Raw genomic sequence first — 20,645 nt, 5'->3', positions numbered from 1 at the left:
TGCTCCCAGACTCTGGGAGTTTTCTGAATGAAAGATGGGTGTTGCATGGGCTGTTCCCGCCCTCGGGGAACTGCCGGGGCCGCACCAAGCGCGGCGCCGCCCCGGCTCAACCGGCGGTACCGACGTCGTTGGCGTCCATGATCCGGTAGGCGTAACCCTGTTCGGCCAGGAAGCGCTGACGTTTCGCGGCGAAGTCCTGATCCAGGGTGTCCCGGGCCACGAGCGAGTAGAACCGGGCGGCGCGGCCATCCTTTTTGGGCCGCAGCAGCCGGCCCAGGCGCTGGGCCTCTTCCTGGCGGGAGCCGAAGGAGCCCGAGACCTGGATCGCCACCGAGGCCTCGGGCAGGTCGATGGAAAAGTTGGCCACCTTGGACACCACCAGGGTCTGCACCTCGCCGGCACGGAACGCATCAAAGAGGCGCTGGCGTTCCTTGACCGTGGTGTCGCCCTTGATCACGGGCGCGTTGAGGCGCTCGCCGATCTCGTCGAGCTGGTCGATGTACTGCCCGATCACCAGCAGCTGTTCGCCGGCGTGTTCGGCGACGAGTTCTTCCACCACGCGGGTCTTCGTCTCCGAGGTGGCGCACAGGCGGTACTTGTCTGCGTCCTCGGCCATGGCGTAGGCCACGCGTTCGTCGCGGGGCAGGTCGATCCGGACCTCGACGCAGTCCGCGGGCGCAATGTAGCCCTGTGCCTCGATGTCCTTCCACGGCGCGTCGTAGCGTTTCGGGCCGATGAGGCTGAAGACCTCGCCCTCGCGGCCGTCCTCGCGGACCAGGGTGGCGGTGAGTCCCAGCCGGCGCCGGGCCTGCAGGTCCGCCGTCATGCGGAAGATGGGCGCGGGCAGCAGGTGGACCTCGTCGTAGATGATCAGGCCCCAGTCGTTGCCGTCCACGAGCTCCAGATGCGGGTACAGCCCGCCGCGCTTGGTGGTCAGGACCTGGTAGGTGGCGATCGTGACGGGCCGGACTTCCTTGACGGAGCCGGAGTATTCGCCGATCTCCTCCTCGGTCAGGGATGTGCGTTTGAGGAGCTCGTCCTTCCACTGCCGGGCCGAGACGGTGTTGGTCACCAGGATCAGGGTGGTGGTGGAGCTGGTGGCCATGGCGGCGGCGCCCACCAGCGTTTTGCCGGCGCCGCAGGGGAGCACGACGACGCCGCTGCCGCCGGCCCAGAAGTTCTCCGTTGCCAGCCTCTGGTAGGGGCGGAGCTTCCAGCCGGATTCGTTGAGCATGATCGGGTGCGGCGTGCCGTCGACGTAGCCGGCCAGGTCCTCGGCCGGCCAGCCGATCTTGAGCAGCAGTTGCTTGAGCTGCCCGCGCTGGGAGGAATGCACCACCACCGTCTCGCCGTCGATCCGCGGCCCGAGCAGCGGGGCGATCTTCTTGGCCCGGCTGACCTCTTCGAGCACCGGATAGTCGGACGTACGCATGACCAGGCCGTGCTGCGGGTCCTTTTCCAGCCGGAGCCGGCCGTACCGGGACATGGTCTCTTCGACGTCGATCAGCAGGGAGTGCGGCACGGGGAACCGGGAGTACTTGAGCAGGGTGTCCAGCACCTTTTCGGCGTCGAGCCCTGCAGCCCGGGCATTCCACAGCCCCAGCGGCGTCAACCGGTAGCTGTGCACGTGCTCCGGGGCCCGTTCCAGCTCGGCGAACGCCGCGATGGCGTGCCGGGCCTCTGTTGCGAGTTCGTGGTCGACCTCCAGCAGGATGGTTTTGTCACTCTGGACGATCAGGGGCCCGTCATTCACTGGAGCAATTCCTCTGTGGCTTCTACGTCGATAATCCGGTGGATGGACAGGACACGCTCGGTCTCCTTGTCAGGATCGAACACCCGGACACGCCCGCCATTCACTGCTACCGGAACAACGTTCTCGCGGCTGGCATTCCCCATACCGTCCACAACATTCATGACCACCCGCTGCTTGAGGCGGATCGCCTTCAGCAGGGTTTCCAGCCCCAGCTGGGTGGCCTCCTCGCTGCCTGGGGCAGCCGCCGGAGGATGAGCACCGGCAGCGCCGGGGGCGCGGGTCCCGTCGCTGCGCAGCACGGCCAGTTGGGCGTCGATGTCCGCCTCCGGCGGGGCCGTGCGCGGGGCCGTGTAGACCGGCCTGCCGCCGCCGGAAACCGGGGTGCTGCGGCGCAGCCGGACGACGGCGGACGAGGCGTCCTCCAGCACGGGGGCCAGGCCCAGGCCTTTGAGCACCTGGGCGGTATCCCGCGGTGCGGCGTGCGAGATGACCACGGTGGGCGCGATCCGCACGAGCCCGAGGCCGGCGGCGGCCGGGGCGTTGAGCAGATCCAGCAAGGCCGTCTCGTCCTCGCTCTGGATAAAGCTCGCCGCAGCCCCGACGCGCAGCCGGGAGTGGCGGGCGGCGGTGTCCTCGATGAGGTACTGCAGGGGCTGGGGGATGGCCGTGGCTGAATGCCGCCGCAGGAACTCCAGGATCGCCGCGGCGTCCTGGCCGGCGTCGAGGGCCCGGCGGACCGAACCAACGGAGAACCGGTAGATGGTTGCCGGTCCCTGCCCCTCGGCCGCTGCCATGGTGAGGAGCCGGTCGCTCAGTTCGGGATCGAGATAGCCGGGGGCCACCGCGGTCAGGTCCGCCTGCAGCAGTATGTGCTGCAGGGCTGCCGGCAGGTGTTCGCCTAGGATTCCGAGGGCATCATCCGGCTGCTCGGCGGCGATGGCGGCCCCAAGCTGGCTGAGCGCGCCTGAACCGATGAGGCCCAGCATCTCTGCCTCCATGAGAATGCCGCGGATCAGCGAGCTGAACCGGCGGGCCATGCGGGGCTGGGTCCACTCGGCCCGCTCCAGCACGGCACCGGCATCGAGGACGGGCGCCTGCCCGTCGGGGGCCGCGGCCTCCAGGGTGAGTTCGTTCAGGATTTCCAGGACCCGTTTGCGGACCACCGGGGCGTCGGGCCTCTGTGCCTCGGCCGAGAGCGCGTTGATAGTGGTCCCGGCCATGCCCCGGTGGCCCGCCGGCCCCGGGGCAGCAGCATTCACGGGCTGGCCCACGAGCGAGGGGGCGCGCTCGCTCGCCAGCCAGGCGTTGACCAGCCACAGCCATTGTTCCTGCCGGGGAAGCGCCAGCCACTCCAGCTGCGGCGGCTGCACCCACGCGGAGCTGTCGACATCCAGCCGGAGCAGGCCTGCCATGCCGCAGAGCTCCGCGAGCACCCCGGCCTCCTGCACGCCGATCCGCAGCGAATCCGCCAGCCGCTTCATCTCCCGTACCCCGACGCCCCCGCTGCGCAGCGTCGCCAGGGGCTGCTCACGCACGGTGTACAGCACTTCGCCCACGAGCCGCAGCGTCTCGGCGATGGCGCCCAGGGCGGCGTTGCGGCGCAGCCCGGCGCTCGTGAGGCCCAGCCGGGGTACGGGCGGCACGAGGGAGAAGTCCTCAATGACATACCCGCCACGCAGTGACACGCCGACGCTGTGCGGCAGTTCGACGTGCGCGGCGTCCAGCGGCACCAGCAGTCCCCGCGCCAGCAGCCAGTCCACCGGGCCGACGTCGGAACTTTCGTGGAGCACTGTGGCACGGCGTTGCGCCTGCGGAACGGCGCCCATGGCCCAGTTGCCGAACCGGGCCAGCAGCGCGGACGTGCGTTCCGGCGCGCTGGCCAGGATGCCCTGGACAGACTCCGGTGTTGCCGTCCAGTGCTGCAGCGCCAGGGCCGCTTCCATCGGCGTCGTGGCGGGGGAGATGGATGCCCCGCTACGGTGCAGTTCCCCCACCAGTTGCACCACGCGCTGCGCAAAAGCCGGTTGGAGCCGCACGAGCTCGGTGTAGCTGCGTCCCAGCCCGGCAGGGTAGATGCCGATCACATCCTTGAGGCTGCCGACGGGGAGGTAGTGCCGCGCCTTGGCGGCGGCGGGAGTCGCGCCGTGCGGTGGATCGGTGCGGTGGACGAGGGCCAGTTCCTGCAGGGAATGGAGCAGGCGGTCGATCGCGGCAACCGAGGAGCCATTGATCAGTTTCTTCAGCGTTGCCGCGGATGCGCTGTGTCCGGTGTCGGCGTTGGTGCACAGGTGCAAGGTTTCCAGCACCTGCATCTGCGGACGGTTGAGCCGCTCGAGTGCCCGTTGCACGCTGACTCGTCCGCTGGCGCGGGCGGCCAGGGCGGCGAAGTCCGGGACGCCGGGAGAGATCAGGTCCGGCCGCGCGGAGAACAGGGCCCGCAACGAGTCGTCGCTTCGTGCCTGAAGTTCCTTGCTGAGCGCGCGGATGAGGGACATCGATCCAACGTTACCTTTCGCCGGGCCCGCGCGGGCGGCGCCGGGCGACCGCCGCGTCGACAACAAGGGCGAGCATGAGCATAAATGCCACCGGGAGCCCGTAGAGGGCCACCGAGGTAATCCAGACGGGCGCCACGACATGGTTGAACGCCAGGGCCATGACAGCGCCGACGGCGACGAGGGACAGCACGGCAATGGCGGCCGCAAGGATCATGAAGGGCCGCCGGTAACGCGTCAGTGTCATGAGGGCAACGCTAACAGTCCGGCCTCGCCCGCGCCTCACGCCGCTAAAGTGAACAAGGCAGGATAACCTTGGAGATACAGACCAACACGGTCCGGGCAGTCATACCCTGAACCCGCGTATCCATGCGGATGCGGTGACCGCCGGCCGTGTCCCCGCAGAACGAAGAAGGTTGATTACGTGCCTACCGGCAAGGTCAAGTGGTATGACAAGGAAAAAGGCTTCGGATTCCTCGCTGGCGAGGACGGCCAGGAAGTCTTCCTGCCCAAGTCCGCGTTGCCCGAGGGCGTCACGGACCTCAAGGCCGGAACGCGCGTTGAATTTGGGGTAGCCGACGGCCGCAAGGGGGCCCAGGCCCTCGGCCTGCGGGTGCTGGACAAGACACCGTCCATCGCCAAAGCAAAGCGGCCCAGCGCCAAGGACCTTGCCCCTCTGGTCCAGGACCTCGTCAGCGTGCTGGACAACCTGTCCGGAACCCTGTCCGCGGGCAAGTACCCGGAAGGCAACAAGGGCAAGGCGATTGCAGCCGCCCTGCGTAAGGTTGCCGACGAGCTGGACGTATAAGGCTCTTGATGACTCAGGAACCTGATCAGTTGCCGGCGCCGGATGCCGGATCCAAAGTGCCGGCCGGATCCAAGGGAACCGGCCCGAAGCAGGGGCCCCGCCCTCGCGCCGGCGTGCCCGTCTGGCGCACCGGCAAGCCTGACGCCTTTCTGGCCGCCGCCGTCGACGTCGCCCGCGCCGCAGTGGAAAGCATCGCCCCCGCGGAGCAGATCGGCGAGCACCTCGGTGCCCGCAGCGAAGGCGACCGCCTGGTGACCCATCTGTTCGAATCCAGGCTGCCCGGATACCTGGGCTGGCAGTGGTACGCCGTGCTGACCCGCAACTCGCGGTCCAAAGTGGTGACGGTCGACGAGCTCGGCCTGCTGCCCTCGGAAGACTCCATCCTGGCGCCGGCCTGGGTCCCGTGGGCTGAACGGGTCCGCCCCGAAGACGCGCAGACGGACGAGACCGAGGAGGCGGCCGGCGCCCGGGCGCCGTCGCAGGCGCCCGACGCCGAGGACGACGTCCAGCACGACGGCGATGCCCAGGCCGCCAGCGAGCAGGACGACGACGAGCAGGACGCCACCGAAGACGACGCCGCCGAGTACGACGCCGAGGATGCTCGGGAACGCTCCGCCGACGAGGCCGACTAGCGGTTGGAAGCGTCCGGGAGAGTGCATAGCGAGGGCTGGGCCTGATGTCCACGTTCAAATCCCTGCACATCCTGAACTACCGGATCTGGTTCGTCGGCGCCCTCATCTCCAACATCGGTACCTGGATGCAGCGCACCGCCCAGGACTGGCTGGTGTTCGCGCACCTGACGGCGCACGACGCCGGCGCGGTGGGCATTACGATGGCCCTGCAACTGGGCCCGCAGCTTTTCCTGGCCCCTGTGGCCGGACTGGTCGCGGACCGCTTCAACCGTAAACGGCTCCTGGTCCTGACCCAGTCCGCGATGGCGCTGCTGAGCGCCGGGCTGGGCATCCTCGTGATAACGGGCGCGGCGCAGCTCTGGCAGGTCTACGCCTTCGCCCTGCTGCTCGGCGTGGTCTCCGCGCTGGATGCCCCCGTCCGCCAGACCTTCGTCTCGGAACTGGTCCAGGACGACTACCTTCCCAACGCCGTGGCCCTCAACAGCGCCTCCTTCAACGTGGCCCGGATGATCGGCCCCGCCGTGGCCGGCGTGCTCACGGCCGTCGTCGGGCCGGGCTGGGTCTTCCTCATCAACACCCTCACGTTCGCCGCCCTGCTGCTGAGCCTGGCGAAAATCCCGGCGGCGTCGCTGCGCCGGCTGCCGCGGGCAGCGGCCGGCAAGGGCAGGATCCGCGAGGGGCTGCACTATGTGAGATACCGTCCGGACCTCGTCGTGGTGCTCGTGGCCATCTTCATCGTGGGAACCCTGGGGCTGAATTTCGCCCTGTTCATCGCGGCCATGGTGGGCACCGAATTCGGCCTCGACGCGGGGGCCTTCGGCCTCATGAATTCGATCATGGCGATCGGCTCCGTCGCCGGGGCCCTTTTATCCGCCGGCCGGGGCACACCGCGCCTGCGGGTGATCTTCGCGGCGGCCGGGGCGTTTGGAGTGACCTCCGGCATCGCAGCCCTGGCTCCCAACTACTTCTGGTACGGCGTCGCGCTGGTGCCGGTGGGGCTGTTCGCGATCACCATGATGACAAGCGCCAACGGGTACGTCCAGACCACCACGGACCCTGTGATGCGAGGCCGGGTGATGGCCCTGTACATGGCGATCTTCATGGGCGGAACGCCCATCGGGGCGCCGTTCGTCGGCTGGGTGGCAAACATCGCTGGCCCCCGCTGGTCCATGGGTGTCGCGGCCGTTGCCGGCCTGCTCGCGGCCCTGATCGGGCTGCTGTGGATCATCCGGGCGAAGCAGCTGCGGCTCCACTTCAACCGCCGGGCCCGCGGGCTGCGGTACTTCCGCGTGGCAAGCCGCGCCGGCGCAATTGGAGCCGGCGGATCCGGGGCCGGTGCAGCCGGCGCGGGCCCGGCCGCCCAGCCGGAGAGCATGCCGGGATACGACGACGGCGCCGCACCGGCACGTGGCCGGGACGACGCCGTCGGACGCTGAGGCTACTTCTTGAGTTCTGCCACGACGAAGTCGATGCACTCAAGCAGCGCCGAGACGTCGTCCGGTTCGATCGCCACGAACGTGGCGATGCGCAGCTGGTTGCGGCCCAGCTTGCGGTACGGCTCGGTGTCGACGACGCCGTTGGCGCGGAGCACCTTGGCGATGGCCGCGGCGTCGATCGACTCGTCGAAGTCGATCGTGGCGATCACGTTGGAGCGGTCCTCGGCCTTGGCCACGAACGGCGTGGCGTAGCCGGACGCCTCGGCCCAGCGGTAGATCCGGCCGGCGGAATCCGCGGTCCGGGCGGAGGCGAAGTCCAGGCCACCGTTGGCGTTGAGCCACTGCACCTGCGCATCCAAGGTCACCAGGGTGGCCAGCGCGGGGGTGTTGTAGGTCTGGTTCAGCCGGGAGTTGTCGATTGCGGTCTGGAGGTCCAGGAAGTCGGGGATCCAGCGGTTGCTGGCCTTGATCCGGGCCGCCCGCTCCAGCGCCGCCGGGGAGAACAGGCCAAGCCAAAGACCGCCGTCGGACGCGAAGTTCTTCTGCGGCGCAAAGTAGTAGACGTCGGACTCCGCCACGTCCACATCCAGTCCGCCTGCGGCCGACGTCGCGTCCACCAGCACCAGCGACCCTTCGTCGGCGCCGGCCACGCGCCGGACGGGGGCGGCCACGCCGGTGGACGTCTCGTTCTGCGGCCACGCGTATACGTCCACGCCGGCCTCTGCCTGGGCGGTGGGGCGGGTGCCGGGCTCGGCCTTGATGATGGAGGATTCGGCGAGGAACGGCGCCTTGTTGGTAGCCGAAGCAAACTTCGAGCCGAATTCACCGAAGGACAGGTGCTGCGCCTTGGTCTCGACGAGTCCGAAGCTGGCAATGTCCCAGAATGCGGTGGAGCCGCCGACGCCGAGAATCACTTCGTAGCCCTCGGGGGCGCGGAAGAACTCGCTGAGGCCATTGCGGACCGAACCGACGAGGTTCTTCACGGGTGCCTGGCGGTGTGAGGTCCCCAGCAGCTTTGTCGACGCCGCGGCGAGGGCCTCCATCTGTTCCGGTCGGACCTTGGACGGGCCGGCGCCGAACCGTCCGTCCTTGGGCAGGAGGTTGGCGGGGATCGTGATGCTGGTGTCGCTCACAGTGGCTCCAATTTTCGGCTGGTTCGTAGCGTGGCTGGGAGGTGGCCTGGCCGGATGGCTACAACGGACACCCCTTGTCATTCTGCCTGTTTTATTCTGCCTGACAGCCCCCGGCGATACGGAAAAGCCTCTGTCATAGTCCGGTCATTGAGACGGCCCCGAGGGGCCGTCCGGCGGGCGCCGGGGGAGCATCCGCAGTCCGGATCAAGAATTATCCGGAGTAATTCAAAATAGGCTAGGCTGTTCTGCGAACGTACGGCGGATCTCGCCAGGGCGCATCCTTACACGCAGCCCGCACGCGGTACGGTGGGAATGACGCAAGGACTGCGCTCGAGGAGCTGAGCTGAATGACGGATCTGATCGATACCACGGAGATGTATCTCCGGACCATTCTGGAACTTGAAGAAGAAAACATCGTCGCCCTCCGCGCCCGCATCGCCGAACGACTCCGCCACTCCGGCCCCACTGTTTCCCAGACCATCGGCCGCATGGAGCGTGACGGCCTGGTGATTGTTTCCGGCGACCGGCACCTTGAACTGACCGAAACTGGACGGAAACGCGCCGTCGGCGTCATGCGCAAGCACCGCCTCGCGGAACGCCTGCTCGCCGACGTGATCGGGCTCGACTGGGCCTACGTCCACGAGGAAGCGTGCCGCTGGGAGCACGTCATGAGTGAGCGCGTCGAGCGCAGGATCTTCGAGATGCTCGACCACCCGACCGTTTCGCCCTACGGGAACCCGATTCCGGGGCTCGCGGAACTTGGCGGCGCACCCTCGGGGGCCCACGCGGACGGGGTCGTGAACCTGCTGGAGGCCATGGCCGGCTACGGTGCGGATTCGCGGATCACGGTCAACCGGCTCGCGGAGCCCATCCAGGTGGAACCGGAGCTTCTGGCCCAGCTCGATGAGGGCGGAATCCGCCCCGGTGCGCTCGTCTCGCTGGAGCGGGTGGGGGAGTACATCTCGGTCCGGGTCCCGGATATCGAGGGCGCCTTGGAGCTGCCGCCAGAGGTTGCCGCGCATGTCTTTGTAACAGTCGCCTGACCAGCCAAAACGTCACCGTCATGGGACGACCCATGAGTTCTGCACAAACGCGATCACGGATTTATCACCGAGCGGCTTAATCACCTATAGTTAGTGCCCTGTACCGATACCAAAGCGTTACCTGATCCGAAGCCGAGCCCTGCCAGCGGATCAGTCGCAGAACCACCTCCTGGCAGGGGCGGGGGAACCACTATCGGCTGCTTCTTCGGCAGCCTTGGGGTGAAGTCCGTCAGCGGCAAGCAGCTTCCATCGAACGATCCCCTAAGGACGCCTCGGTGACCGGGTGCTTGCAACGGCGGACCGGGTCTTTGATCTCTCTGACCCGAATCCGACAGCTAACTTCGCAGGCTCTCAGAGAGGAACCGTTCTTGACCACCCAGACCGCCAGGGGCCGTCGCCGCGCGACCGGTCCCGCTCCGGAGCCGCGCCCGGTCGTCGCGCATACGGCCGAACGCCCGCGTGACGCACACCGCGACGAGCGCCGCAGCCGCCGCAGCCCGTTCCGTCAGGTAACGGACTTTGCCGCCGCCAGCGGCGTGGGGCAGAAGGCCGGAATCGCGCTGGCCGCCACCGGTCTGGTCCTCACGGTGACGGTCCCCGTCACGAGTCCCGTCATGGCCTCGAACACCGACGGATCCGCAGTCTCGGCCGCAGTACAGCCGGACGTCACGGCTGCCGCCGCCGCAAAGCTTGATTTCAGCCGGACGGCCATCGCCACCAAAGGCGACCCGGACGGGAAGCTCAAGCAACTGCTGAGCGCCCAGTCCGTCGGCAGCATTACCCGCGCGGCTTCAGCCGGCACGCTGGGTCCGCCGCTGGACCAGCTGATCACGGCATCGCCCTTCGGCTACCGTGTCAGCCCCATCACGGGCGGCCCGGGGGAGTTTCACCGCGGCCAGGATTTCGCCGCCCAGTGCGGCACGCCGGTCCACGCCGCCGCCAGCGGCACCGTGACCTTCAACGGATGGCACCCCTACGGCGGCGGCAACCGTGTGGTCATTGACCACGGCAACGGTCTGGAGACCACGTACAACCACCTGTCCTCGTCCTCGGTGAAGGTCGGCCAGAAGGTCTCCCGCGGCGATATCGTCGCGCTGAGCGGGACCACCGGCGCCTCCACGGGCTGCCACCTCCACTTTGAAGTGATGGTCAACGGCGACGTTGTTGACCCCCTCGGCTGGCTCTAATAAAGACGATGGAGAGCTCTCAAATTCCCGTGACACGCCGTGATCTGAATGTGACATTGAGTCCGGAGTCCTGTAGGGTTTGAAGCACGCCAACTTTTCCGAAGTTGGCGCTCTTGAGTGGATTGCCTAGCTCTGCCACCGCTCAAGGTCCGTTCGCATTACATCGTCTGGCAGGGGCGGGGGAACCAATTTTGGCCTTCGAAAGAAGGCCTAGGGGTTAAGTCGCAACGCTTCCCAGGAAGCAGCGCGGCCGGGTGACTCCCATCCGAATCCGACAGCTCACCTCGTAGGCATTGGGAGAGGCTACTTTCGTGTCTTCACGCCACAATGCTGCGCGTATGCGCACTGGCGCGGCTCTTTTGAGCCCGCTGACTTCCACATCACGTGCCGCCCTTGCCGGCGCCCGGATGGGATCACGTTCCGCTGGCTCATTCTCTACCGAGTCCGGACAGCATGCAGTTTCCGCTTTTGGCGCGTCTTCGCAGTACACCCTTCGCTAAGTAACCCATTTCGGGGCGATCCGGCGTACCCCCAAGATGCCGGAGCGTCCTCAGTCCGCGCCCAAAAACGCGCGGTCCAAGGATCACGAAAGAGAGAACTTAATGACTACTCGTGCAACCGTTGCACGGCACCGCGCCGAGGTCACCAAGACCAACTCGCTGGCTGTTATTGCCAAGGCAGTCGGCGACAACGCCGGCGGCATGGGCCGTCAGGCCGCGGTCATCGCCGCAGCTTCCGGTCTGGTTCTGACCAGCGGAATCGCAGCCAACGCTGCTGAGACCAATGTTCAGCGCGAATCCACCTCCGCTTCCGCATTGGAAGTCCAGTCGTCGGCTCCGGCCACGATTTCGGCTGCTTCCACCATCGCGATCTCCTACGAGAAGCCCGCCGTGACCACGTCGCCGGCTCCCGTCGTCGAGGCTCCCAAGCCCGTCGTGCAGGTCCAGACCGCCGCAGCTACCCAGGCCGGCGGCGCCCAGGCCGGCGTCAACGGCGGCGCAGCTGCCCTGGCCCCCGCCGGAATCGGAAGCGGCGCCGGTGCAACCATCGCTGCCGCTGCCTACGCACAGCTCGGCGTGGCGCAGGACTGCACCGCCCTTGCCACCAACGCCCTGGCCGCGGCCGGTATCCACTACCACGGCTGGCCGGCAGGTTACCTGTCCCTCGGCCGCACCGTGAGCGCCGCCGAAGCTCGTCCGGGCGACCTCGCCTACTACCAGAACGGTGGCGTGGGCATGGCCCACATCGCTGTCTACGTCGGCAACGGCATGGCAGTCCACGGCGGCTGGAACGGCGGCACCACCGCTCTCTACAGCGTGAACGTCGGTTCCGGCCCGGTCTTCATCCGCGTCGGCGGCTAGGCACAAGCCCCCGCACTTTCAAAGACCCCCGCCTCTTGAGGCGGGGGTCTTTCGTGTTACCGGGATATGAATTTTCCGCGCAGGAGGCCGCGCCGCCGAAAAAACATTCGGTGATCTGGCAGTTGAGTGTTTACTCTTGTCTTGTCGATCCATAGCCCGACCATGCACAGGGCAGCCGGCCCTCGTGCCCCTGGCGGGTGCGGCCGTGAAGAGGTATGCGGATGCGCACTCTCGTTCTGAATGCTGGATATGAACCGCTGGCGGTCATCACCTTCCGCCGGGCGCTCGTCCTTGTCCTGACCGGAAAGGCCAGCGTGGTGGCTGAAGGGGACGACCCCGTTGTCGGCCCGCAGGACATTCTCGGCCGCCCGTCCGTGATCCTCCTGAACCGCTACATCCGGCCGCGGTACAACACGATGACGGCGGTCAGCCGCCGCGGCGTGCTCCGCCGCGATGCCCACCACTGCGCGTACTGCGGCAAGGCAGCCCACACGATCGATCACGTCCAGCCCAAGTCCCGGGGCGGTGCTGATTCTTGGGAGAACCTCGTGGCCGCCTGCCTGCGCTGCAACAATGCCAAGGGCGACCACACGCCGGCAGAGATGGGCTGGAAGCTCGGATTTGTCCCGGGTCCCCCGAAGGGCACCATCTGGCAGATCAAGGAACTCGAGAAGCCGACCCCCGCGTGGGATCCGTTCCTGCTACCGGAATCGGCCGCCTGACCCATCGCTTGAACCGCTGCCCCGGCTGCTGCATTACGGCGGCCCCGGCCAGGACCCGGCCGTGGCGCCTGAGCCTCCGGGCAGCCCGCGCCGCGCTAGGCTGATCCGGTGGAGTTCGATGCCATCATTCTCGCCGGCGGAAGGTCGGCCCGCCTGGGCGGTGTGCCCAAGTCGCGGCTGACTTACGACGGCGCCACCCTGCTTGAGCGGTCGCTGCGCGCCGCGGGCGGGGCCCGCCGCGTCGTCGTCGTCGGTCCTGACCCCGGGGACCTGCCCGCCGGGACCCTGAACTGCCGGGAAGACCCGCCGTTCGCGGGCCCGGCCGCCGCGATCGCCGCGGGACTGAACGCGCTGGCCGCCGGGCACGCCGGCCGTTCCGACGCCGGCGCTCCCGCGCCGTTCACCCTTGTCCTGGCCTGTGACATGCCGCGCTCTGCCGTGGCGGTCCGTGCCCTGGCCGGGACGCTGGCGGAGATGCTGGCGGAGGCAGTGATTGAAACGGTGACCGAGAACCTGGCAGAGGCCGGGGACGCGGCGCCAGCCGCTGACCAGCCGGGGGAGACGGGCGACGGCGTCATGGCCGTGTCGGCCGACGGCCGGAAGCAGCCGCTCGTTGGGTTTTATGGCACAGCTGCGCTACAACGAAGTGCCGCGGACGCCGCGCGTGCGGGCAGCCTGGAAAACGCGTCCGTCTTCGCCCTTCTTGCTAGGCTGGACGTGCGGGAAGTTCGCGTTCCCCCCGGTTCCACGGATGACGTTGACACCTGGGATGACGCTTCCGCACTAGGGGTATCCGGCAGGACTTCAGACCCCGGTCCGGGTTCCGGGCCGGAACTCCGCAGCTGAACTCGACCATGGAGGCAAACGGTGAAAAGCCAGGATGAAACGCTTGAAGACTGGTGCCGTGCCCTGCTCCAGGCCCTGGAGTTGGAAGGCGTTGAGATTGACGTGAACGAGGTCCTTGCCCTGGCAGGCGTAGCCGCCCACTCGGTGGTGCGACCGGCGGCGCCGCTGACCACGTTCATCGCAGGCTTTGCAGCAGGCCTGGCCTCCGGCTCCGGGAAGGCCTCGGACGCCTCATCCATGCAGGCCGCCATGGCCGTAGCCCGCCGGCTCGCCACAGACTATGCAGCCGCCGAAGCTTCCGGGGCATGACGCCTGCGGCTCCAGACGGCAGCGGACCCACCAGCGTCCCCCGCGGGAATAACGTCGACGGCGGCGCCGGGGACAGCGGCGCCGGGGACAGCTTTGAGGACGGACTGGAGGCCGTCCCCGGCGACCCCCAAGCCGGCGCCCTGGACGCTCACACACCAGACTCTGCCGGGCCGGGCATTGCCGGTCACGATGCCGCCGACCAGGACGCCGCCGGCCAGGACAGTGCCGACAAGGACGCCGCCGACCAGGACGCCGCCGGCCAGGACAGTGCCGACAAGGACGCCGCCGACCAGGACAGTGCCGACGTCCAGCACCGGCATCTAGCCCACACGTGGCAGGAGGCCCGGCAGCTCGCCTTCGACTGTGCCACTCCCATCCCCGCAGCCCCCGTCCCGCTCCGCCAGGCACTGGGCCGGACCCTGGCAGCGGACGTGGTTGCCCTGCAGGACATGCCGCACTACGCCTCCTCCGCCATGGACGGCTGGGCCGTCAACGGCAGCGGTCCGTGGATTCTGGCCGAGCCCAACCAGCGGCTGGCGCCGCACCAAGCCAGCCGGATTGCCACCGGCGGCCTCATCCCCGCCGGGGCCAAGGCCGTGCTGCGCAGTGAAAGCGGCGTCATCGGCACCGACGAGGACGGACTGCCCGTCCTGAAGCTCGGCGGCAGCGCGAAGCCGGGGGATCCGCGCAACGGTGACCACATCAGGAAAGCCGGCGAAGAGGCGGCCGCCGGAGATGTTCTGATCAAACGCGGCGCCGTCCTGAACCCGGCTCACCTGGCCCTCGCCGCGCTGGCCGGTAACGACACCCTGCCCGTGCTCGGCAAGGCCCTCGTCCGCCTCGTCCTCACCGGCTCCGAGGTGGTGACGTCCGGATTACCGGCGCCCGGGCAAGTTCGGGATACGTTCGGTCCTCAACTGGCGGCAGTAGTGGGGATGCTCGGCGGCATCTGTACCGAAGAGGTGAAAATCGGCGATACCTACGCCGAATGGCTCGCCGCGCTTGAGGACGGGGAGCCCGTCCCCGCGGGCGGCGGCCAGCCAAGCGGCCAGTCGAGCGGCCAGCCAAGCAGCCAGTCAAGCAGCGCGTCAGACATCCCGTTCCGCGACGCGTCCGGCGGCAGGTCCGCTGCTCCGGCTGCCGATCCTGCCGCCGAAAGCCTGCCCGCCGACGTCGTCATCACCACCGGCGGCACCGGCCGTTCCGCAACGGACCATCTCCGGCGCTCGGTGGACGAGCTCGGCGGCCGCCTGCTGATCGACGGGATCGCCATGCGGCCCGGCCACCCTGCCGTGCTCGCCGAGCTGCCCGACGGCAGGTACATCCTCGGCCTGCCGGGGAACCCGCTCGCGGCCATGATGGCTCTGTCCACCATCGGAGCCCCGCTCCTCGCGGCCCTGGGCCACTGCTCCATTCCGCCGCTCAGCGAGGTCCCCTGCGGTTCGACGATTGACGCCGATCCCGGCCGGACTCGGCTCATGCCCTTTCGGCTGTTGTACGGCATGGCGTCCCCGGCGCGGCACACGGGCCCGGGCATGATGCGGGGCCTCGCCGCGGCCGACGGCGTACTGGTGGTCCCGCCCCACGGCGTCCAGTTGGGGGAACTGGTGCCCGCGTTCGCGCTTCCATGGGGCACACCGCTCCCGGACGCCGCGGCGGCCTCCGGGACACCCAAGCCGGCGGTGAAGCGGACGGCCAGGAAAACCTCGGCCAGCGACGGGCCGGTGGACTGGAGCGCCCTTCTGGGCTGAATATCGACGGCCCGGCACCCTGCTCCCGCCCCCGGCCTCTGCCGCGCTGGCTTCAGGGTCGGGCGCTTGCAATGATGGAAACAACGTAACGTCCAAAAAATCACACACCATGTTGCTTAGGAGTATCGGATGGGCCGCGTGACACAGCGCCGCAAGGTGCACAAGATTGTCCTCGACGGTTCCCCGCAGGCCCTCGAATTCCCCGTCCGCCACCGGGAAGACGTCCTCGCCGTCGAGGAACCGCTGGAGATCCGGATCGGAAGCATGTCCTTCTCCGTCACCATGCGGACGCCGGGCAACGATTTCGACCTCGTCGCAGGGTTCCTGGTCTCGGAGGGGGTCATCTGGACCCCCGAGCAGCTGGTCTCGCTCAGGTTCTGCGCGGGCGAAAACGCCGACGGTGTCCAGACCTTCAACGTTGTGGAGGCCCAGCTCCGGCCCGACGTCGTCCGGCCCGAGACGGGGCGCAATGTCTTCACGTCCAGTTCCTGCGGCATCTGCGGGACCGACTCGATCGACGCCGTGCGCAAGTCCTCCCACTACAGCCCGGCCGAGGACCCGCTGACCATTCCCGTGGAGACGCTGGCGGCCCTCCCGCAGGCCCTACGGTCCGCCCAGGACGTCTTTGACGTGACCGGCGGGGTGCATGCCGCCGGACTCTTCAGGATTTCCGACGACGGCTCGGCGGACCTGCTGTGCCTCCGGGAAGATGTCGGACGGCACAACGCGGTGGACAAGGTGGTCGGCTGGGCGCTCCGAGAGGGCCTGCTGCCGCTCCGGGGGACCGTGCTGCAGGTCTCCGGCAGGGCCTCATTCGAGCTCGTCCAGAAGGCATCCCTCGCCGGAATCCCGGTCCTCGCAGCCGTCAGCGCACCCTCCAGCCTGGCCGTCGAGCTGGCCGAGGCCAGCGGGATGACGCTGGCCGGGTTTAGCCGCCAGACCAGCCTGAACATCTACGCCGGCCAGCACAGGGTGGCGGTGCCGGCACCCGCAGCCGGCTAGCGTGACCGGCTGACGGCGGCACTTGGCCAAAAGGTTCCCCGCGACGTAAGTTTTATCCATTGACTGGAGTCAAACGGGCCCGCCAGCGCTGACCCGCCCGCGCTGAAGAGGATCACATTGCACGACGACCGCCGTCTTACGGAAGTCCGGCTGGACCGCTTTCTGCGTGACCGCATCGCTCCCGCGGTCTACCCCCGCACCCTGCCCCTGAGGCTGAGCAGCTGGGACGCACCGGACGAGCCCGTGCCGGCGCTGGAGGCCCTGCGGCACGAGTTCACGCCGCAGGAACACGGCGCGGCCTGGGGCCGGCCGTGGAGCACCAAGTGGCTCCGGCTGCAGGGCGAGGTGCCGGAATCCTGGGGAACGGCGGACGGCACGTCGGTGGAAATCCTCGTGGACCTGGGGTTCGGCGGCGACCTCCCGGGCTTCCAGTGCGAAGGCATCGCCTGGCGGTCCGACGGGACCATCATCAAGGCGATTTCCCCGCGCAACCAGTACATCCCGCTCAAGCTCCTGGGCGGCGGCATGGCCGTTGACTTCTACGTCGAAGCCGCGGCCAACCCGGACCTGTCCCAGAACTGGACCTTCGCCGCCACGCCCTACGGCGACAAGGCGACGTCCGGCAGCGAGCCGAAATACCGACTCGGCAGGATCGCCATCGCCGAGCTCAACCGGACGGTCTGGGAGCTGCAACAGGACATCCTCACGCTGAGCGGACTCATGCACGAGCTCCCGACCGAGCTGCCCCGCCGCCACGAGATCCTGCGGGCACTCGAACGCATGCTGGACATCATGGACCCTGAGGACGTGGCCGGTACCGCGGAGGCCGGCCGGGCCGCGCTCGCCGGCGTCCTGTCCCGGCCGGCCTACGCCTCCGCGCACCAGCTCGTGGCCACGGGGCACGCCCATATCGACTCGGCCTGGCTGTGGCCCGTGCGGGAGACCATCCGCAAGTGCGCCCGGACGTTTTCCAACGTCGTCGCGCTGATGGACGAGGACCCAGGTTTCATCTTCTCCTGCTCCTCAGCCCAGCAGCTTGCATGGATGAAGGAGTACTATCCGGAGCTTTTCGGCCGCATCGTGGACAAAGTCCGGGCCGGCCAGTTCGTTCCCGTCGGCGGGATGTGGGTCGAGTCTGACTCCAATATGCCCGGCGGGGAGGCCATGGCACGGCAGTTCCTCGAGGGCAAGAACTTCTTCCTGGCCGAGTTCGGCGTGGACTGCCAGGAAGCGTGGCTCCCGGACACGTTCGGGTACTCCGCGGCGCTGCCGCAGATCATCAAGGCCGCAGGCAGCCGCTGGTTCCTGACCCAGAAGATCTCGTGGAACCAGGTCAACAGGATGCCGCATCACACGTTCAACTGGGAGGGCATCGACGGCACCCGGGTGTTTACGCATTTCCCGCCGGTGGACAGCTACAACTCCGATCTCAGCGCCAGGGACCTGGCACACGCGGAGCGCAACTACCGGGACCACGGACGCGGAACCACCTCACTGGTTCCGTTCGGCTACGGCGACGGCGGCGGGGGACCCACGCGCGAAATGCTGGCCGCGGCGCAGCGCACGGCGGACCTGGAAGGATCCCCCAAGGTGCGGATCGGCTCGGCAGCCAGCTTCTTCACGCATGCCCAGGCCGAGTATGAGCCCCTGCCGGTCTGGGTGGGCGAGATGTACCTGGAACTCCACCGCGGCACCTACACCAGCCAGGCCAAGACGAAACGGGGGAACAGGCGCAGCGAGCACCTGCTCCGGGAGGCCGAACTCTGGAGTGCCACCGCGGCAGTGCGTGCGGGGCACAGCTACCCGGCCGCGGAGCTCAAGCGGCTGTGGCGGCTGGTCCTGCTGCAGCAGTTTCACGACATCCTGCCCGGCAGTTCCATCGCGTGGGTCCACCAGGACGCCGAACGCAACTACGCCGCCGTCGAACGCGGTCTTGAAGCCATCATCACCGAGGCCGCGGGTGCGGCGCTTGGCACCGGCAACCGGGAATTCCTCCTCAATGCCGCCCCGCACGAGCGCCAGGGAGTGCCGGCCCTGGCCGCTGCCGAGCCGGTTCCGTCCGGGCAACCGGTGGCCGTCACGGAAACGAACGGCGGCTACATCCTGGACAACGGCCTCATCCGGGCCGTGGTGGACGCCAACGGACTGCTCGCCTCGCTGATGGACTATGCCACCGGGCGGGAGGCGATTGCTCCCGGGGAGTCCGGCAACCTCCTGGAGCTGCACCGGGATACACCGAATGAATGGGACGCGTGGGACATCGACGCCTTCTACCGCAGGAACGTCGTCCGGCTGGTGGAGGCGCGATCGGTCACGCTGGAGCGCGGCCCCGGCCCGGAAGGCCTGAACGCCGTCGTCGTGGTGGAACGGATGGCCGGCTCCTCGGCTGTGACCCAGCGGATTGCGCTCGCGGCCGGTGCCGACTCCCTCGCGATCTCCACCGTCGTGGACTGGCAGGAAAGCGAAAAGCTGCTCAAGCTCGGCTTTGCCTTGGACGTCCGGGCGGACCGCTCTGCGGCGGAGACGCAGTTCGGGCACGTGTTCCGGCCCACGCACCTCAACACGTCCTGGGAGGCGGCGAAGTTCGAGATCTGCGCCCACCGCTGGATCCACGTTGCGGAGCCCGGCTACGGGGTGGCCATTTCCAACGCGTCCAGCTACGGCCACGACGTCACCCGCAACATCCGGGAGGACGACGGCGGGACCACCACCACAGTGCGGGTCTCGCTCCTGCGGGCACCGAAGTTTCCGGATCCCGGCGCGGACCAGGGCAGGCACGAGCTCCAGGTCACGATCCGGCCGGGTGCCAGCATCGCCGACGCCGTCGAAGAGGGCTACCGCACCAACCTGGCACCGCGGCTTGCCAGGGGAGCCCACGGGGTTCAACCGCTCTTCACCGTGTCCAACGAAGCGCTCGTCATCGAGGCCGTCAAGCTCGCCGAGGACGGCTCCGGCGACGTGATCGTTCGGCTGTACGAATCGCTGGGGGAGCGGTCCACGGGCCTTTTGACGGCGAACTTCCCGGTGACAGGAGCGCGCGCCGTGGACCTGCTGGAGCGGCCCGTCGATGCGCCCGGCGTGACGGCTGCCCTTGATTCGGCCGAGCTCACGCTGCGCCCGTTCCAGCTGGTCACGCTGAGGTTTGTGCGCTGAGGTTTGTGCGCCGAAGGCGGGGCAAAGAGACGCTTTGGTGCTGCCTGCCGGGTAACGGAAACCACCGGGGTTCCGGCTAAAGCACCGTTAAACAGGCTGAGTGGGAGCGGTCCATTTGGACCGCTACCACTCATCCCCCCAATGGCGCTTGGACGACTGCCTCTGCTTCGCACGGCTAAGTTCCGTACACAAAGCGAATGTCGCTTTCACACATTCATGATTCTTTCACGGTCTAATGATTTTGTGAATGCCCTACCCTTTGTTCTTGCGGAATGTTGCACGAGCGTTACCAGGCCCCTGTGCAGCGACCCCGGAGAACCAGAACAGGCCCAGCCCCAGGACATAGCCCACAACGGCCAAATAGTTGACCGTTTGCTGCGCGAGGGTCCAGGTTTCCGGGGCGAACGAGGCAGGGACGCTGACGGCGGTGGCAAGGGCCCCGACGCAGGTCAGGAAAGCCGCGGCACGCACCAGCCGCGGCAGTTGGCTGCGGGTGGCGGCCAGCAGCGCCGGCAGGAGGGCGAGGGAGACAAAGCCCGGATAGGTGCGCCCGGCCGCGGCGTAGAACGGGGCCAGGACGGCGTTACGTCCACCGTGGTCCGTTATGTCCAGCAGGCCGGCCGAGGACCCGCGGGTATCCATGAGGAAGAAGGTAGCCGCCACGGCGACGGCGCTCGCAGCCAGTGCCCAGCGTCCGGCCGGACCGGCAATGAGGCGGTAGCCCCGTGCGTCCGCGAGCCCCCTGGCCATCCGCAAGCCCACCAGCAGCACTGCCGCGAACACGAGGAAACGCAGGATGAGGTGGGTGAGGTTCCAGCCGCCCAGAACCCCGTCGATCGCCTCGTAGGGCCCGGCAACTGAGAGCAGGCTGCAAAGCGTCGCAATCAGCAAGATTCCGAACACTGTCCTGTTCCGGCCCTGGATCGCATCCGGCACGCGGAGGAGGAGCACCACGGTGCATATGACCAGGGTGCCCCACTGGAGGGTCGCCATCATCCCGGGTTCGTCCACATCGTT

At 68.2% G+C, this 20,645-nt stretch carries 17 protein-coding genes and 2 riboswitches; of the genes, 12 read left to right on the top strand and 5 right to left on the bottom strand.

Going from position 1 to position 20,645, the window contains the following annotated elements; genetic code table 11:
- Positions 1 to 106: 106 nt before the first annotated feature.
- Genes ACVWYS_RS15295 through ACVWYS_RS15285 form a run of 3 tightly spaced genes read right to left on the bottom strand, consistent with a single transcriptional unit; the run spans position 107 to position 4,492 of the window.
- Positions 107 to 1,753, bottom strand: coding sequence for a DNA repair helicase XPB (locus ACVWYS_RS15295; protein ID WP_344363543.1), 1,647 nt, complete (start codon positions 1,751 to 1,753; stop codon positions 107 to 109).
- Positions 1,750 to 4,248: a helicase-associated domain-containing protein gene (locus ACVWYS_RS15290; RefSeq protein ID WP_456507424.1), complete on the bottom strand. Its 2,499-nt coding sequence runs from the start codon at positions 4,246 to 4,248 to the stop codon at positions 1,750 to 1,752. The genes ACVWYS_RS15295 and ACVWYS_RS15290 overlap by 4 nt, the downstream gene beginning before the upstream one ends.
- A gap of 10 nt (positions 4,249 to 4,258) precedes the next feature.
- The gene (locus tag ACVWYS_RS15285) at positions 4,259 to 4,492 is read right to left on the bottom strand and encodes a hypothetical protein (protein ID WP_116766967.1); all 234 of its coding nucleotides are present in this window, start codon (positions 4,490 to 4,492) and stop codon (positions 4,259 to 4,261) included.
- A 177-nt stretch (positions 4,493 to 4,669) separates the two neighbouring features.
- Here ACVWYS_RS15285 and ACVWYS_RS15280 point away from each other — a divergent pair, with 177 nt between their 5' ends.
- The 3 genes from ACVWYS_RS15280 to ACVWYS_RS15270 are packed head-to-tail and all read left to right on the top strand — an operon-like array spanning position 4,670 to position 7,121.
- Positions 4,670 to 5,053: a cold-shock protein gene (locus tag ACVWYS_RS15280; RefSeq protein WP_091251405.1), complete on the top strand. Its 384-nt coding sequence runs from the start codon at positions 4,670 to 4,672 to the stop codon at positions 5,051 to 5,053.
- An 8-nt stretch (positions 5,054 to 5,061) separates the two neighbouring features.
- Entirely contained in the window at positions 5,062 to 5,685 is a 624-nt protein-coding gene (locus ACVWYS_RS15275) for a DUF3027 domain-containing protein (RefSeq protein ID WP_456507423.1), read from the top strand.
- 44 nt (positions 5,686 to 5,729) lie between these two features.
- On the top strand, positions 5,730 to 7,121 hold the full coding sequence (locus ACVWYS_RS15270; RefSeq protein WP_456507422.1) for an MFS transporter: 1,392 nt from the start codon (positions 5,730 to 5,732) through the stop codon (positions 7,119 to 7,121).
- 2 nt (positions 7,122 to 7,123) lie between these two features.
- Here ACVWYS_RS15270 and serC read toward each other — a convergent pair whose 3' ends face one another.
- On the bottom strand, positions 7,124 to 8,254 hold the full coding sequence (serC, locus tag ACVWYS_RS15265; protein WP_344363554.1) for a phosphoserine transaminase: 1,131 nt from the start codon (positions 8,252 to 8,254) through the stop codon (positions 7,124 to 7,126).
- A gap of 347 nt (positions 8,255 to 8,601) precedes the next feature.
- Here serC and ACVWYS_RS15260 point away from each other — a divergent pair, with 347 nt between their 5' ends.
- From ACVWYS_RS15260 to ACVWYS_RS15220, 9 genes are all read left to right on the top strand, one after another.
- On the top strand, positions 8,602 to 9,297 hold the full coding sequence (locus ACVWYS_RS15260; RefSeq protein WP_116766963.1) for a metal-dependent transcriptional regulator: 696 nt from the start codon (positions 8,602 to 8,604) through the stop codon (positions 9,295 to 9,297).
- A 150-nt stretch (positions 9,298 to 9,447) separates the two neighbouring features.
- Positions 9,448 to 9,661: riboswitch (cyclic di-AMP (ydaO/yuaA leader) on the top strand.
- A 4-nt stretch (positions 9,662 to 9,665) separates the two neighbouring features.
- Entirely contained in the window at positions 9,666 to 10,484 is an 819-nt protein-coding gene (locus ACVWYS_RS15255) for a M23 family metallopeptidase (protein WP_456507421.1), read from the top strand.
- Positions 10,485 to 10,621: 137 nt separating this feature from the next.
- Positions 10,622 to 10,791, top strand: a riboswitch (cyclic di-AMP (ydaO/yuaA leader).
- Positions 10,792 to 11,086: 295 nt separating this feature from the next.
- Positions 11,087 to 11,845, top strand: coding sequence for an NlpC/P60 family protein (locus ACVWYS_RS15250; protein WP_116766961.1), 759 nt, complete (start codon positions 11,087 to 11,089; stop codon positions 11,843 to 11,845).
- Between the two features lie 221 nt (positions 11,846 to 12,066).
- Positions 12,067 to 12,567: an HNH endonuclease gene (locus tag ACVWYS_RS15245; RefSeq protein WP_091251585.1), complete on the top strand. Its 501-nt coding sequence runs from the start codon at positions 12,067 to 12,069 to the stop codon at positions 12,565 to 12,567.
- A 108-nt stretch (positions 12,568 to 12,675) separates the two neighbouring features.
- Complete coding sequence (mobA, locus tag ACVWYS_RS15240) at positions 12,676 to 13,413, top strand: molybdenum cofactor guanylyltransferase (protein ID WP_456507420.1); 738 nt, start codon at positions 12,676 to 12,678, stop codon at positions 13,411 to 13,413.
- Between the two features lie 21 nt (positions 13,414 to 13,434).
- Positions 13,435 to 13,722 carry a DUF6457 domain-containing protein gene (locus ACVWYS_RS15235; RefSeq protein WP_175460449.1) on the top strand — a complete coding sequence of 96 codons (288 nt, stop codon included), beginning with the start codon at positions 13,435 to 13,437 and terminating at the stop codon, positions 13,720 to 13,722.
- A complete protein-coding gene (locus ACVWYS_RS15230) occupies positions 13,719 to 15,473 on the top strand; it encodes a molybdopterin molybdotransferase MoeA (RefSeq protein ID WP_456507419.1) in 1,755 nt (584 codons plus the stop codon). Before ACVWYS_RS15235 ends, ACVWYS_RS15230 begins: the two co-directional genes overlap by 4 nt.
- Before the next feature lie 129 nt (positions 15,474 to 15,602).
- Positions 15,603 to 16,475 carry a formate dehydrogenase accessory sulfurtransferase FdhD gene (gene fdhD / locus ACVWYS_RS15225; protein ID WP_091251418.1) on the top strand — a complete coding sequence of 291 codons (873 nt, stop codon included), beginning with the start codon at positions 15,603 to 15,605 and terminating at the stop codon, positions 16,473 to 16,475.
- A 117-nt stretch (positions 16,476 to 16,592) separates the two neighbouring features.
- Positions 16,593 to 19,628 (top strand): alpha-mannosidase, encoded by a 3,036-nt coding sequence (locus tag ACVWYS_RS15220; RefSeq protein ID WP_456507418.1) that lies wholly within the window; start codon positions 16,593 to 16,595, stop codon positions 19,626 to 19,628.
- A gap of 252 nt (positions 19,629 to 19,880) precedes the next feature.
- On the opposite strand, the gene ACVWYS_RS15215 is transcribed toward ACVWYS_RS15220, so the two are convergent.
- Entirely contained in the window at positions 19,881 to 20,639 is a 759-nt protein-coding gene (locus tag ACVWYS_RS15215; RefSeq protein ID WP_456507417.1) for a hypothetical protein, read from the bottom strand.
- Positions 20,640 to 20,645 lie beyond the last annotated feature (6 nt).

It is taken from the genome of Arthrobacter sp. TE12231 (genome assembly GCF_054062895.1).
This window is presented reverse-complemented; position numbering and strand designations above follow the sequence as displayed.